Source organism: Streptomyces sp. NPDC048462 (assembly GCF_043200175.1).
In the GTDB taxonomy this organism is placed as follows: domain Bacteria; phylum Actinomycetota; class Actinomycetes; order Streptomycetales; family Streptomycetaceae; genus Streptomyces.
This window is the reverse complement of record NZ_JBICXG010000013.1, coordinates 26537-41169: the sequence shown is the minus strand read 5'-3', so window position 1 is coordinate 41169 and position 14633 is coordinate 26537. Positions and strand designations below refer to the sequence as shown.

Genomic DNA, 14633 nt, shown 5'->3' with positions numbered 1-14633 from the left:
GGCCACACGGACAGCAGGGGCAACATGAGCACCGTCAGCACAGTCAACGGCGGCATATCCTTCTGGTACGCGGACCAGGGCACCCCCCTCCCCCGCGAACCCCTGCCCGGCGACGCCACCGCCGACATCTGCATCATCGGCGGCGGATACACCGGCCTGTGGACGGCGTACTACCTCAAGAAGGCCGTCCCCTTCCTCAACATCACCGTCCTGGAAGCCAAGTTCTGCGGCTACGGCGCCTCCGGCCGCAACGGCGGCTGGCTCTACAACGGCATCGCCGGCCGCGACCGCTACGCGAAGCTCCACGGCCACGAGGCGGCCGTCCGCCTCCAGAAGTCGATGAACGACACCGTCGCCGAGGTCATCCGCGTCGCGGACGAGGAGAAGATCGACGCGGACATCCACCGGGGCGGCGTCCTCGAAGTCGCCTGCACCCCGGCGCAGCTCGCCCGCCTGAAGGACTTCCATTCCGTGGAGATCGCCTTCGGTGAGACCGACCGCACCCTGCACGGCGCACGCGAGACCGCCGAACGCGTCCGCGTCACCGGGGCCATCGGCTCCAGCTGGACCCCGCACGGCGCCCGCCTGCACCCCGCGAAACTCGTCAAGGGCCTCGCGGACGTGGTGGAGGCGCTCGGCGTCACGATCCACGAGTCGACCCCCGTCACCGAGATCAAGCCCAAACACGCCGTCACCCCCTACGGCACGGTCCGCGCCCCGTACATCCTGCGCTGCACCGAGGGCTTCACGGCGGGCATCAAGGGCCAGAAGCGGACCTGGCTCCCGATGAACTCCTCCATGATCGTCACCGAGCCCCTGTCCGAGTCCCTCTGGGACACCATCGGCTGGGACGGCCGCGAGACCCTCGGCGACATGGCCCACGCCTACATGTACGCCCAGCGCACCGCCGACGACCGCATCGCCCTGGGCGGCCGCGGCATCCCCTACCGCTACGGCTCGGCCACCGACAACGACGGCCGCACCCAGCCCGCCACCATCGAGGCCCTGCGCGACCTGCTCGTCCGCCTCTTCCCCACCACCGCGGGCACCCGCGTCGCCCACGCCTGGTCCGGCGTACTCGGCGTCCCGCGCGACTGGTGCGCCACCGTCACCCTGGACCGCTCCACCGGCCTCGGCTGGGCCGGCGGGTACGTCGGCTCCGGCGTCGCCACCACCAACCTCGCCGCCCGCACCCTGCGCGACCTGATCCAGCAGGACTCGGGCCAGGGCGGCCCCACCGAGCTCACCGCCCTGCCCTGGGCCAACCACAAGGTCCGCCGCTGGGAACCGGAACCCCTGCGCTGGCTCGGCGTCCACAGCATGTACGCCGCCTACCGCGCCGCCGACCGCCGCGAACTCACCTCACCCCGCGCGGGAACCGACCCCATCGCGAAGATCGCGGACCGGCTGGCCGGGCGGGGCTGAGCCGGACCGGGAACGGCTGGCGGAACGCCCGACGGACCGGGGGGGCAGCCGGACTGCCTCTCCGGGCAGACCATTGCGTGGACCGGCCGTCCGAAGCACGCGACGCCCTAGCGTGGCACTGCACTGGTCCCGGCTCAGGGGCAACGGTCTCGGCTGAGGGGCGTCCATGAAATCCCACGACAGGAAGCGTTCCACCGCCCCGGCCGGCCAGGAGAGGACAGTACGCGTGGCCGCACCCACCGGATTGATGGGTGTGCAGGCCAGCAGCGGCAACCAGGTGGTGCTGGAGATGATGCGCCGCGGGCACGAGCCCACCACGGTCCAGCGCACGGGACCCACCGGGCAGGAGGGCGCCGAGGCCGCCGGACCGGCGCAGGAGGCGGACCCGAAGGGCAAGGAGATCATCGCCCGGCTCAGCCAGTCGATCGAGCAGCACACGACCCAGACGAGTTCCAAGGCGAACGTCTTCGCGCCCGGCACCTGGTGGCCCGAGCAGTGGATGACCAACGGGCCCGCCCGGCTGAAGAAGACCCTGGACCGGCGGGTGATGCTGGGTGAGGCGTTCAACGGCCAGGATCTGGACGACATCAGGCAGCTGTCCTCGGTCAACGCGAAGTGGCTGAAGGACGTGGGCATCGGCACCTACGAGGAGGCCTCGTCGTACGCCGACGGGACGTTCAAGGACTGGTTGCAGCTGGAGGCCGGCAAGCGGGTACTGACCGCGACCCTGGCCATCGGCAAGCGTCCCGACATCGTGGCGAACGTGTCCGCCGCCCGCGCACCGACGGACCCCGCCTACACGCTCGGCCGGTTCATGCTCACCCAGACCGCCGGCACCGGCCCGGACAGGCGGGCGAACCTGGAGGCGGAGCGCGACCAGCAGATCCGCGACACCGCCGTGGACACGCTCCACCCGGCGGGCATGGACCCCGGGCGCCTGCACGAGGGTTCCGTCCCGGCGGAGGGCACCCCGGTGGGCAAGGACAAGAAGCAGGCCCCCGACTACGTCGAGAAGGACGCCCAGGGCCGCGAGATGCTCACCAGGATCCTGCTCGTCCTGCGTCACGGGCTCCAGCTCTACGACCCGGCGCAGAGCCGGCACGTGGCGGACCACGAACAGGACGTCATCCGCGCCCTGTCCCACGGCGGCCGCGTCAACGTGCGCATCCCCGCGCTCAGCTCGAAGGGCGACCCGGCGTACGCGCTGCCGCACTTCCTGGGCGTGACCAAGAGCGCCACCGAGGGCGAGGCCGCGGAGCACGTGTCCGAGCGGGGCTTCGCCACCCACCGCACAGATATCGGCCCCAACAAGGGTGACAAACAGGGCGAGTTCAAGGAGAGGGGTGGCGTCGGGGCATCTCTCACGAACAAGCTCGCCGTCGGCGCCGCCAGGCCGAAGCTGTGGGGCCAGGACATCTCCGGCGGCGGACTCGGCTCCAAGGACTGGAACGGCGACATGGTCCTGCCGAACGGCTCGTACGGCCACGTCCTGCTCGTCTACCACCGCCCGACCATGGAGAAGGACGGCTCCCTCCAGATCGGCGTCGAGACCATCGCGCCGCACGCCGACAGCCCGGTCGGCTACCAGCACGACTTCCGTTCCACCGAGGCCACCTCGAACCCCGAGTCCATCCTGCACGGCCACAAGAAGGACAAGATCGGTTCGGGCGGCCTCAGCAAGAACGAACGCTACGTCGACCTGCGGGAGATGGGCGCGCGTTCCGACGACGGCTGGCAGGGCTACCTGGACGGGATCAAACAGGAATGGGACCAGGACCTCGCCAGGACCGAGGACGACCCGGACGGGCGCCGCGCGCTCTACGAGGAACTGGTCGGCAAGCGGCCCCCGGTGTGACACAAGCGGGAGGCCTGGTCACCCCGACGTGACACAAGGGCGAGGCCTGGTCACCCCGACGTGAGGCAGGAGCTCGGCCTAGTCGCCCCCGCCGCCGTCACCGCCCCCGCCGTCACCACCGCCGCCGTCGCCGCCCCCTGAGTCCCCGCCGTCTCCGCCGTCCGATCCCCAGCCGTCGCCGCCACCGGGTTCGTTGTCGTCACCGCCGTTGCCGAGGTTGCTGAACCAGGGGCGGTCCCAGGAGCCGTCGGCGGCGATCGGCTCGCCCCCGCTGCCCCCGTGCCGGACCGACCGGAACCGCGCGGTCCCGGTCGTGTCACCTATCCCGAACGCGGCGGCGAAGACGTGGGCCATGACCGCGTCCAGCGGGTCGGCGCTCTCGTGACGCACCGGGGCCAGCGGCCGCAGCACCGTATCGGGCGTACCGGCCGGCCTGCGCGGAGGGCGCGTGAGCAGTGCGACACGCTGGTCGCCTCGCAGCAGCCACGAACTCGTCGCGTCCTCCCGGCGCAGCACCCAGTGCGCTCCGGGAAGCCGCACCTCGACCAAGCTCTTCGACTTGCGCAGCTTCTTCTTCAGTACGAGCTCCGCCGTGGCGTCGCCGACGGTCAGGAGCAGGCCCTGCGACGGCTCGGGCACCTCGCCCTGGAATCCGCGGGGCGCGCGTATGCGTACCGCGGGGGCCTGCGGGCCCCACACGTCCACGCGCACCAGGCGCCGGTCCACGGCGACGGCGACCGGCCCGGCGGGCCCGTCCGCGAGCCTGCGCGCGATCCACAGCGGTACGCCCTCCGCCTCCGCCCGGACTGCCAGCGCGGCCACCTGCTCGGGCCCGCCGCACAGCCGTACCGCCAACTCCCCCAGCGCGCGGGCGAACTCGGCGGTCTGCCGCACCTTCACCGGGACGGTGGTCCCGGTGACCCGGGTCAGCGGAACGGTCCCCGAACCCTCCGGAAGCCGGTCAAGCGGACGCTCGGCCCCACCGCCGCCCAGCCAGCAACCGCGCAGGTACGCCTCCGCCATCGCACCGAGGTTCAGCTCCCCCATCGGCGTGCTCCGGCCACCCCTGCGCAACCGTCCCTCGGTCAACTCCACAGTCTGCGCGAGCGGATTCCAGGTCCGCTCGCCATAGAGCACCTGGCTCACGACTACCCCCCGTGTACGTGTGTGTATCGGCCGAAGACACCCTCACACACCCCCAATCGCTCACCGGGGGCGGGGCGAGGGAGGATGCGCTGCCGCTGCCACGTCTCCACCGAGCAGCCGTAGGATCACGCCATGCCTGCCACCCCGGCCGTCGTTCTGGCCGCCACCGCCGTGACCGGCTCGATGCTGACCGGATGCTCCGTCGGCGACGCGGCCGGGTGCGGACCGGCTCCGACGGCGAAGGTCAGCCAGGCCGATCTGTACGGGAGTTACTCCGGCCCCCACGGAGCGCGCCTCGACCTCACCGCCGTCGGCGGCACGTCGGTCACGTTCTCCGTGAAGGACTGGCCCAGGAAGGGCGGCACCGAGATCCTGGCGGAGGATGTCCCCACGTTCGACGGCGGTGGGGTCTGGAAGCTGCTGAACTCGCCGGGACAGGACGGCAGAGTCGGGCTCGACTTCGACGGTCTCGCCAAACACGCCGGCAGCGCCCCCGTCAACGAACTCCTCGTGGGCAAGGAGGACGGGCACATGGTGCTCTTCGCCAAGCTCGGAGACCCGGATGTGTGCCGGACCTTCAAGCTCGCCCGGTAGGCAACGGCAGCCGCGCCCACGGGGGCGCGGGGCTCACAGCAGGGAATCGAGGAACTCCCGCATCTGCCCGTCGCTGTGCGGGCCGATCTTCTTGGCGACGACGGCGCCGTTCTCGAACAGCAGCATCGCCGGAATCGCGGTCTCCTGGTACCGGGGCAGCGTCGCCGGACTGGAGTCGATGTTGAGGGCCGCCACGGTGAGCCTCCCCGCGTAGTCGACGGAGATCTCCTCCAGCTCGGACTTCATCATCATGCAGGCCCCCGACCACTCCGCCCAGAACAACGCCAGCACCGGTTCGGCGGCGTCGACCACCTTCGCGTCGAACGTGGCGTCGGTGACGGTGACAAGGGCCATGACGGGACTCCGATCCGATTCGGTCAGCCGGGACAGAGGCCGGCCCGCCAAGCCTTTCGTGCGGGAGGCGCCTGTCAAGAGCGCGTACCGGTTCCGGCGCGGTCCGACGCGATCCGGGCGCGATCTGGCGCGATGTGATCTTGCCCCCGCCCGAGGCAGGCACCGTAGGGTCGCCTCGGCAGCCTGACGTGCACCGCTCGGCGTACGGGGGTCACTCGTATCGGCGCGAAGGGATCGTCAGGATGAAGACAACGTCCGGTCCGGAGTTCCGCAACTACGTGGACATCGTCCTCGGCGGACTGTCCGGCGGCTCCGGGGACGAGGTGCTGGTCAGCGGTGAACGCCGCCTGGGCGCAGCAGAGTTCCGGTCCATGGTGTACCGCCTGGCCAGAGCGCTGCGGGAGCAGGGTGTCGGGCCGGGCCGTGCGGTCACGCTGCTGTGCGGGAACCTGCCGGAGACCATCGCCGTGCGGTACGCCGTCAATCTGCTCGGCGCGCACTTCAACCACCTGTACAACCGGCTGGCGCCGGACGTGCAGGCGCAGATGATGGCCGACGTCGAGACGTACGCGCTCGTGGTCGACCCCCGCCTCGGAGAACGTGCCGTACAACTCCTCGGCAAGGTGCCACCGGTGGAGCACGTCCTCGTTCTGGGCCCGGTCCCCGGGGCCGGGAGCGAACCGCCCCTGGGCCAGGACCTGCTGGCGCTGGCGGACAAGCAGCCGGGCACCCCCCTGCCCAGCGCCGCGCACCCCGACGACCTGTGCTTCATCCGGCACTCGGGCGGGACGACCGGACACCCCAAGGGCGTACGCAGCACCTTTGGGCGGATGGAGGGCAGCATCGCCCTGACCCAGGAGTTGTTCAGCGGAACGGGACGGCGGGACCTGGTGTGCACACCGCTGTCCCACGCGGCCGGGTTCATCGCCGACGCGACGCTGGCCGCGGGCGGCACCGTCGTCCTGCACTACGCCTTCGAGCCCGCCGAGATCCTCGCCACCGTCGCCCGCGAACGCATCACCAACATCATGCTGCTGCCCCCGTTGCTCTACCAGGTCCTCGACCACCCGGACGCCGCCCGCGCCGACACCTCCAGCCTGCGGCAGATCACCTACGGCGGCACCCCCTCCTCCCCCACCCGTATCGCCGAGGCGGTGCGCCGCTTCGGCCCCGTCCTGCAGCAGGGCTACGGCCAGTTCGAAGCGGGCGCGGTCAGCGTGCTGCCCGCCGCGGAGCACGATCCCGACCGGCCCGACGTACTGCGCACGGCCGGACGCGTCGTCCCCGGCGTCGAGGTCGAGATCCGCGACGGGACCGGCGCCGCCCTGCCGGCCGGCCGGGTCGGCGAGATCTGTGTCCGCTCCGGACAGGTGATGGAGGGGTACTGGAAGAACCCCGAACTGACCGCCCAGGTCATGAAGGACGGCTGGGTGCACACCGGCGACCTCGGCCACCTGGACGAGCGCGGCTACCTCAGCGTCGTCGACCGGATCAAGGACATGATCGCGGTCGTCGGCGGCCACGTGTACACCACCGAGCTGGAGGACTTCCTGAACACCCACCCCGCCGTCCGGCACAGCGCCGTCTACGGGGTCAGGGGCGACGGCGGCCACGAACGCATCCACGCCAGCCTCGTCACCACCTCCGGCGCGGCGCCCACGGCCCAGGAGCTGCGCACGTGGGTGCGCGAGGGCCGAGGCGCGATGTACGAACCCGACCAGATCCACTTCACCGACGCACTGCCGCTCACCGACGCGGGCAAACCCGACAAGAAGGCCCTGCGCGCCGCCCGCACCGACCACGACACCCACCGCGTCTGACAGCCGTCGGTCGCGGGAAGGCGGCACATCTCCCGACCGGACGGGCCGCTCCGGCAGCGGCCGCTTCGAGGACCCGGCCACGGACCCGGACCTCCCGCCGATCCGCCCCCACGATCCTCGCAACGGGACAACTCCAGGTCACAGCCCTGTGGCACTCGTGCGAGAGCGTCGCGGATTTCCTTGCAGGCGGTCTGGCCAGCCGACCGTTGATCGCCACGGCAGCGAGGCTGGAGCGTGACGGAGGGGGCGCAGGTCGGCATTCGGCCATCTCCTCTTCGTGAAACGTTCGAGCAGTGCCGGGTAGGGGAACACCCACGACTACGAGGGGGCTTTGTGACGGACTCTGAGAAGCCGGTGGACGCGAAGTCGGATGTGTACGAGGAACGGGGAAGTGCGCGCCGCCGACATGCGAAGCGGTGGCTCACCCCGTCCTTGACACTCCTCGCTCCCGTCATGCTGTTCGGCATGCGCGCTCAGTGGCTCGTCGACCGGGGCCTCTGGCCCTGGACGGTGATGGGCTGGTGCGTTCTCACTGCGCTCGGCTTCGTGGGCAATCTGAGCGCCCTCCGCGAGGAACGTGCGCGTCGCGCGTCCCTCGGCGACGACGAACACGAACTGAGCGTGTACCAGGTCCGTTCGGCCGAGGCCTCACGAGCCGGGTCGCCCCGGCAGACGTCCGTGCTGCGGACGACGACCCAGGCCGTCGAGATCTGGCACGGGCGGGAACGTCGATGGCGACGGCCTTGGGTTGAACTGGCCTTCTCTCGAGCCGAGGCGGATCGGCGGCTCGAAGTCCTGGTCATCGAAGCCGCTCCTCCTGCGTCCAGCCGTCCTCTGCGCCTGGGACTGGCCGGGAGGGGCTGCGTCACGGAGCTGCTGCTCGCCGCGCGACGCAAAGGGGCGACCGTGCGCGATGAGACCTGACCGGCCCCTCTCTCCGCGCCTGGTCCGGCCAGGAAGCCTGTCTCGGAGCGGAGTTGATGATGTCCCACCGGCAACGCCATCACGTGCTGGAGCACTACGCATCCCCCGTGAAGCTGCGGCGTTATCTCATCAAGGACTGGGACGTCCTGCTCACCCTGCGGACCAACGAGTTCACCGAGCAGGCGTACGTCGGGCAGCTGCAGGACCACGACCACCGCATGGGCCATGTCCCGAGGCCACGGCGACCGTGCAGGTCTCCTCGTGCCAGGGGTCCGGACTGGCCTCAGGTGGCTCCGCTCCACTCATGACCGCCAGGAGTTCCTGAGCTTCGGTGCGGGCCTCAGGCTGCGCCGATCCAGGAATGACAGCGGCCTCTCCGACGCGGCCGGCACATCGGCCGGCCATTGAGACTTCGTCACTGCGCGGGGAACGGCCAGGACGATTCTTTGCTTCCGCCACCTCGCCGACAGTCACACAAAGGGACCCGGGCTCTGCCTGCACTGCACACACGGGCTCGTCACCCATCCATTCGGGGCAGTTCGGGTTTTCGGATCTCACGTAGATAAGTAGATCCGACTGGTGCGAGCTGGTTGGGGAACAAGTTATTACGGCCGCCCTCATGAACGCGGCGGATGCAAATTTCAGGGTTACTGTGCGATGCCATTCGGTGATCTTCCGTCTGATGAAGCACAAGGAATCCCATGGGTGACTCGCAAGACCAGGGCCCGAGGCCCGAGGAAGCCGGGCATGGAAGCGCGGACGGCCCCGATGCGTCCGGCGCCGATGAAACGCCGCCCCGGACCGGAGCTTCAACGGCCGGCGGTCCCGGTCGGGCGGGGAAATCGACCCCGCCCCGCAGCGGAAACGCAGAGGAACCTCACAGCGAAAGCGGCGCCCTCTCTTCAGGTGGTCCTCCGAAGGAGGGTGGGAATGCCCCGCCTGGCTACGCGTCCTCCGCTCCGAGGACCGGCTCGTCCGCGCGGCCGGCGGCCTCGAGCTCGCCGCGTGCGCGTCTGGAGGGGCTGTTGCGGGACGGGCCGCCGGTCGGTCCGACCCGGCGGGGTTTCTGGCGCAGCCCGCTGCGCGGGCCCTGGCTGACGTCTGTACTCGGCGCCGCACTGCTGGTCGGCATCACGCTGATGTTCGTGACGGGCCTGCTCTCCTATGCCGCCTACAACCCCGACCTCGGTGCCAATGACAAGACGCCGGACCGGGGCTGGCTGGGGTTCTACCTGTTCTCGTGGCCCACGCACCCGTACTGGCTGTACCGGCTCACGCAAGGCGTCCACGTCACGCTCGGCATCGTGCTGATCCCGGTGCTGCTCGCGAAACTGTGGTCGGTGATCCCGAAGCTGTTCTCATGGCCCCCGGTCAAGTCGGTCAGCCATGCGCTCGAACGGCTTTCGCTGCTGCTGCTGGTGGGCGGTGTGCTGTTCGAATTCGCCACCGGCGTGCTCAACATCCAGCTGGACTACATCTTCCCCGGCTCCTTCTACCCGCTGCACTTCTACGGGGCCTGGATCTTCATCGGCGCCTTCGTCGTCCACGTCGCCTTCCGCATCCCCCTCATGCTCAGAATGCTGCGCAGCGGCGCTCTCCGCGAAGAGCTGCGCCGGCGGCCCAGGACCGGTGAGACCCCCCTTTCGGATTCCACGGGTCTGATCAGTCCTCGCCCTGCCGCACCCACCATGTCCCGCCGGGGTGCGCTGGGAATGGTGGGGGCCGGCTCCCTGGCGCTGCTCGTCGTGACGGCGGGGCAGAGCATCGGAGGCCGGCTCCGTCCCACCGCGCTGCTCGCTCCCCGCGGTCAGGATCCAGGACCGGGCCCCAACGGCTTTCAGATCAACAAGACCGCTGCCAGTGTGGGCGTCCGTGCCGTCGACATGGGTGCGGCCTGGCGTCTGGTCGTTCGGGGCGGGGGCCGTGAGCGGATCCTCACCCGTGGTGAGGTCCTGGCACTGCCGCAGCACACGGCGTCGTTGCCGATTGCCTGTGTGGAGGGCTGGTCCACCGAGGACCAGGAGTGGAGCGGCGTCCGGCTGGCCGATCTGGCCGAGCTCGTCGGGTTCACCGACCGGCCGCCCGGTGTCTTCGTGCAGTCCGCCCAGCTCAGCGGCTCCTTCCGCTCGACCACCTTGCGCGACAACCAGGTCCGCGACCCCCGCTCACTGCTGGCTCTGCGGGTCAACGGAGCCGATTTGTCGCCGGATCACGGCTACCCGGCACGGATCATCGTCCCGGCCAACCCGGGCGTCCACAACACCAAGTGGGTCACCCGGCTGACCTTCGGGGAGAACGTATGAGCCGCTTCCGCAATCTCTATGGGGCCTCGCCGCTGCACCTGCTCCTGGTGCTCTGCTCCTTCGCGCTGACCGGCTACGCCGGGGTCCGGCTGCTGGCCGGTGCCGAGCCCTGGAAGGTGGTGCTCTGGTTCGTCGGAGCGGCCCTGCTGCACGATTTGGTGCTGCTGCCCCTGTACACCGTGACCGACCGCGCCGCCCAGACCCTGCTGGGCGAGCGTCGGGAACCTGCTGCACCCGGTGAAGCCGCCCGCCCGTCACTGCGCTGGATCAACTACGTCCGGATCCCGGTCTTCCTCTCGGGCGTGCTGTTCCTGACCTACTTTCCCCTGATCCTGGGGCGGGTCAGTCACCGCTTCACCTTGTACACAACGCTCACCACGGACGGGTACCTCGGCCGCTGGCTGCTCATCACCGCTGCCCTGTTCGGAATCTCCGCGCTCACCCTGCTGATCCGTATGGGGCGGTCCCGCCCCACACCGGAGCCGGGTGTGAAACGGTCCGGCGCGGCACGGACGGGGCCTGACAACGGCACTCCTGGCCAGGAGCCCGCCCCGTGACCCGGCGAATGGGACCGGGCCCCGTCCGCGCTCGGCAGGCAGAACCGACGTGAGCACGCGACCGATCGGTGACTACGCGCTCCTCTCCGACTGTCGTTCGGCGGCGCTGGTGTCCACGGCAGGTTCCGTGGACTGGCTCTGCCTGCCGCGCTTCGACAGCCCGGCGGTCTTCGGCCGCCTGCTCGACGAGGAGGCTGGGCACTGGACGATCCGGCCCCGTGGACCGAGTGAGGTCACCCGGCGCTACGTACCCGAGACCCTGGCCCTGGAGACCACTTTCCGCACCCCCTCGGGCACGGTGGTTCTCCTCGACACCCTGGCCATGGGATACCGCGAGCGCGGGCACGCACTGGGAGCGTCCTCCCCCGGCGTCCTGCTGCGCCAGATCACCTGTGTCAGTGGATCGGTGGCAGTGGAGACCAGCTTCGCGCCCCGCCCTGAGTTCGGCCTCGTCCACCCCGTGATGTCTCTCGTGCGGGGTGGACTCAGCGCGTACGGAGGCGCGCAGCGCCTCGTGTTGTCCGCACCGGTCCCGCTGAGGATCGACGGCTCGACGGCACACGGTGAGACCGTACTGAGGGCGGGCAGGCGGCTCGGGTTCGCGCTGTCGTCCCTGCCCGCCTGGGGCGAAGCGCACCCGGAACCCTGGCGAGCCGGGCGCATCCACCGGCGGCTGAACGACACGATCAAAGGATGGAAATCCTGGACGCGGATCCATCGGGGCTATCAAGGCCGGTGGAAGGACCAGGTTGCCCACAGCGGGCGCGTGCTGCAAGCGCTGACCTTCACACCCACCGGCGCAATCGTCGCGGCCGCCACCACCTCGCTCCCGGAAAGCATCGGAGCCGACCGGAACTGGGACTACCGCTACACCTGGGTACGCGACGCCAGCTTCACTCTCCAGGCCCTGTCCACCTCCGCCTGCGACAGGGAGAAGGCCGCCTACTTCGGATTCCTCGCGCAGGCGGCGGCCACCCAGCTGGAACGAGGCGTCGACCTGCAGGTCATGTATGGCATCGGCGGCGAAAGAGACCTCAGCGAACGCACCCTGCCCCACCTCTCGGGATGGCGGGGCAGCAAACCGGTCCGCACCGGCAACGACGCCTGGCACCAGCACCAACTCGACGTATACGGCGAACTGCTCGACGCCGCACACCAGACCCACCCCCGCACCGAGTGGTTCGACCAGCCCACCCGCACCTTCCTCCTGCAAGCCGCCGAGACCGCTGCTCGACGCTGGAAGGAGCCCGACCAGGGCATTTGGGAAGTGCGAGGCCCCAGCCGGCATTTTCTCTACTCGAAACTGATGTGCTGGGTCGCCCTGGACCGCGCCATCGACCTCGCGCCCGCGCTCGGCGCGACGACCGAACGCGTCGCAGCCTGGCGCCGAACACGCGAGATCATTCGCACAGCCATTGAATCCGAAGGGTGGAACCAGCACCTCGGCGCCTTCACCCAAGCGTTCGGATCCGACGAGCTCGATGCCTCCGTCCTCATGCTTCCCCTCGTCGGATTCCTTCCCGGCCACGACCCCCGCATTCGCTCCACGGTGTCAGCGGTCGCGGACCAGCTGTCGGACACACGCGGACAGGTACGCCGCTACCTCCGGGACGACTTCGCATCCGACGAAGGGGCGTTCGTGCTCTGCACCTTCTGGCTCGCCCATGCCCTGGCCCTGATCGGCGATGTGCGGCGCGCCCGCACGGTCTTCGAAACCGCCCTTGCCTGCGCCAACGACGTCGGCCTCCTCGCCGAAGAGATCTCCCCCGCCTCCGGGGAGGCCCTTGGGAACTATCCCCAGGCATTCAGCCACATCGGCCTCATCAACGCGGCCCGAGCCATCCACCACGCCGAACAGGCGGGAAAGAAACGTTGACGCCAGGACTCGTCGTACTGGCTCGGCCTCACCGACGCCCACCTCGACGGAGGCAGAACAGACAGGCACGGTCCCGACGACGACCCGCCGCGCCGTGACCTGGTCCCGCATCCTGCCGCCGGACTACTCGCCCAGCCCAAGGCCGGCGCCTCACTCGTCATCGCGAAGCTCGTCCCCTCCAGCGCAAGGCCGAGGCCGAGAAGCAGGTCCCCGAGCGGCTCCGCTCACGCAGGCAGAGCCACAGCACCCCGACCGTGTGACCCGTCAAGCCCTGACCAACAGAAAACCCAGGTCACGGGCTATGTGACCTGGGTTTTCACGGAGCCCCCTATCGGATTCGAACCGATGACCTACGCATTACAAGTGCGTTGCTCTGGCCAGCTGAGCTAAGGAGGCGCGTTGGGGATCAGTGTAACCAACCCCGCCCCGGGGCCGTGCAGGGATTTCGCTCCCCAAGAACTACAGACAGATCCGAAATGGCCAGGTAGCGTCGCTGATGGTTCACCCAGGTGGACCAGACCACTCCCTTTACAACGGATCGTCCGGCACGTTCCTGCCGGTTGAGGAGAAGATTCAGCATGGCCAGTGTCACGTTCGACAAGGCGTCCCGCGTCTACCCCGGCTCCACGAAGCCCGCGGTTGACCAGCTCGAGATCGACATCGAGGACGGCGAGTTCCTCGTCCTCGTCGGTCCCTCCGGTTGTGGCAAGTCGACCTCCCTGCGCATGCTCGCGGGTCTCGAGGACGTCAACGGCGGCGCGATCCGCATCGGTGACCGCGATGTCACGCACCTGCCGCCGAAGGACCGGGACATCGCCATGGTGTTCCAGAACTACGCGCTGTACCCGCACATGTCCGTCGCGGACAACATGGGCTTCGCCCTGAAGATCGCCGGTATCAACAAGACCGAGATCCGGGCGAAGGTCGAAGAGGCCGCCAAGATGCTGGACCTCACCGACTACCTCGACCGGAAGCCGAAGGCGCTCTCCGGTGGTCAGCGTCAGCGTGTCGCGATGGGCCGTGCCATCGTCCGTGAGCCGCAGGTCTTCCTCATGGACGAGCCGCTGTCGAACCTCGACGCCAAGCTCCGTGTCTCCACCCGTACGCAGATCGCCTCGCTCCAGCGCCGCCTGGGCATCACGACCGTGTACGTCACCCACGACCAGGTCGAGGCCCTCACCATGGGCGACCGCGTCGCGGTCCTCAAGGACGGTCTGCTCCAGCAGGTCGACTCGCCGCGCAACATGTACGACAGGCCGTCGAACCTCTTCGTGGCCGGCTTCATCGGCTCCCCCGCGATGAACCTGGTCGAGGTCCCGATCACCGATGGTGGCGTGAAGTTCGGCAACAGCGTCGTCCCGGTCTCCCGCGAGGCGCTCACCGCCGCCGCGGACCGCGGCGACACGACCGTCACGGTCGGCATCCGCCCCGAGCACTTCGACATCGTCGAGCACGGCGGCTCCGCCGCGAAGTCCCTCACCAAGGACTCCGCCGACGCCCCGGCCGGTCTGGCCGTCTCGGTCAACGTCGTCGAGGAGCTCGGCGCCGACGGCTTCGTCTACGGTGCGGCCGAGGTCGGCGGCGAGCACAAGGACCTCGTCGTCCGCGTCGGCGGCCGCGCGGTTCCGGAGAAGGGCACCAAGCTGCACGTCGTGCCGCGCCCGGACGAGCTGCACGTCTTCGCGACCTCGACCGGTGAGCGCCTCACCGACTGATTTCGCACCGCCCGCTGTACGACGTCGGCCCCGCACGCTCTCCGTGCGGGGCCGACGCGCGTTT

General features: G+C 69.7%; 12 protein-coding genes and 1 tRNA gene. 10 read left to right on the top strand and 3 right to left on the bottom strand.

Annotation, left to right across the window (positions count from 1 at the left end; all coding sequences use genetic code 11):
- Positions 1-24: 24 nt before the first annotated feature.
- Together ACGFU6_RS21990 and ACGFU6_RS21985 are read left to right on the top strand one after the other, a co-directional pair.
- Complete coding sequence (locus tag ACGFU6_RS21990) at positions 25-1425, top strand: NAD(P)/FAD-dependent oxidoreductase (RefSeq protein ID WP_393613071.1); 1401 nt, start codon at positions 25-27, stop codon at positions 1423-1425.
- A gap of 226 nt (positions 1426-1651) precedes the next feature.
- Positions 1652-3280, top strand: a complete 1629-nt coding sequence (locus tag ACGFU6_RS21985) for a PE-PGRS family protein (protein ID WP_393613070.1) — start codon at positions 1652-1654, stop codon at positions 3278-3280.
- Positions 3281-3358: 78 nt separating this feature from the next.
- Here the strand turns inward: ACGFU6_RS21985 and ACGFU6_RS21980 are convergent, their stop codons facing one another.
- Entirely contained in the window at positions 3359-4327 is a 969-nt protein-coding gene (locus tag ACGFU6_RS21980) for a hypothetical protein (protein WP_393613068.1), read from the bottom strand.
- Positions 4328-4558: 231 nt separating this feature from the next.
- On the opposite strand from ACGFU6_RS21980, the gene ACGFU6_RS21975 reads away from it, so the two are divergent.
- A complete protein-coding gene (locus ACGFU6_RS21975; protein ID WP_393613066.1) occupies positions 4559-5020 on the top strand; it encodes a hypothetical protein in 462 nt (153 codons plus the stop codon).
- Between the two features lie 33 nt (positions 5021-5053).
- On the opposite strand, the gene ACGFU6_RS21970 is transcribed toward ACGFU6_RS21975, so the two are convergent.
- Positions 5054-5374, bottom strand: coding sequence for a thioredoxin family protein (locus tag ACGFU6_RS21970; RefSeq protein WP_393613064.1), 321 nt, complete (start codon positions 5372-5374; stop codon positions 5054-5056).
- Between the two features lie 242 nt (positions 5375-5616).
- Here ACGFU6_RS21970 and ACGFU6_RS21965 point away from each other — a divergent pair, with 242 nt between their 5' ends.
- The 6 genes from ACGFU6_RS21965 (at position 5617) to ACGFU6_RS21940 (ending at position 12854) form a co-directional block, all read left to right on the top strand.
- Positions 5617-7194: an AMP-binding protein gene (locus ACGFU6_RS21965; RefSeq protein ID WP_393613062.1), complete on the top strand. Its 1578-nt coding sequence runs from the start codon at positions 5617-5619 to the stop codon at positions 7192-7194.
- Positions 7195-7647: 453 nt separating this feature from the next.
- Complete coding sequence (locus ACGFU6_RS21960; protein WP_393613060.1) at positions 7648-8118, top strand: hypothetical protein; 471 nt, start codon at positions 7648-7650, stop codon at positions 8116-8118.
- A gap of 107 nt (positions 8119-8225) precedes the next feature.
- On the top strand, positions 8226-8426 hold the full coding sequence (locus tag ACGFU6_RS21955) for a hypothetical protein (protein WP_393613058.1): 201 nt from the start codon (positions 8226-8228) through the stop codon (positions 8424-8426).
- 705 nt (positions 8427-9131) lie between these two features.
- The gene (locus tag ACGFU6_RS21950; RefSeq protein WP_393613366.1) at positions 9132-10421 is read left to right on the top strand and encodes a molybdopterin-dependent oxidoreductase; all 1290 of its coding nucleotides are present in this window, start codon (positions 9132-9134) and stop codon (positions 10419-10421) included.
- Positions 10418-10978 carry a hypothetical protein gene (locus ACGFU6_RS21945; RefSeq protein WP_393613057.1) on the top strand — a complete coding sequence of 187 codons (561 nt, stop codon included), beginning with the start codon at positions 10418-10420 and terminating at the stop codon, positions 10976-10978. The genes ACGFU6_RS21950 and ACGFU6_RS21945 overlap by 4 nt, the downstream gene beginning before the upstream one ends.
- Before the next feature lie 49 nt (positions 10979-11027).
- The gene (locus ACGFU6_RS21940; RefSeq protein WP_393613055.1) at positions 11028-12854 is read left to right on the top strand and encodes a glycoside hydrolase family 15 protein; all 1827 of its coding nucleotides are present in this window, start codon (positions 11028-11030) and stop codon (positions 12852-12854) included.
- A gap of 322 nt (positions 12855-13176) precedes the next feature.
- On the opposite strand, the gene ACGFU6_RS21935 is transcribed toward ACGFU6_RS21940, so the two are convergent.
- A tRNA-Thr gene (locus tag ACGFU6_RS21935) sits at positions 13177-13250 on the bottom strand.
- Positions 13251-13432: 182 nt separating this feature from the next.
- Here ACGFU6_RS21935 and ACGFU6_RS21930 point away from each other — a divergent pair.
- On the top strand, positions 13433-14569 hold the full coding sequence (locus ACGFU6_RS21930) for an ABC transporter ATP-binding protein (protein ID WP_393613053.1): 1137 nt from the start codon (positions 13433-13435) through the stop codon (positions 14567-14569).
- The last annotated feature ends 64 nt before the right edge of the window (positions 14570-14633 follow it).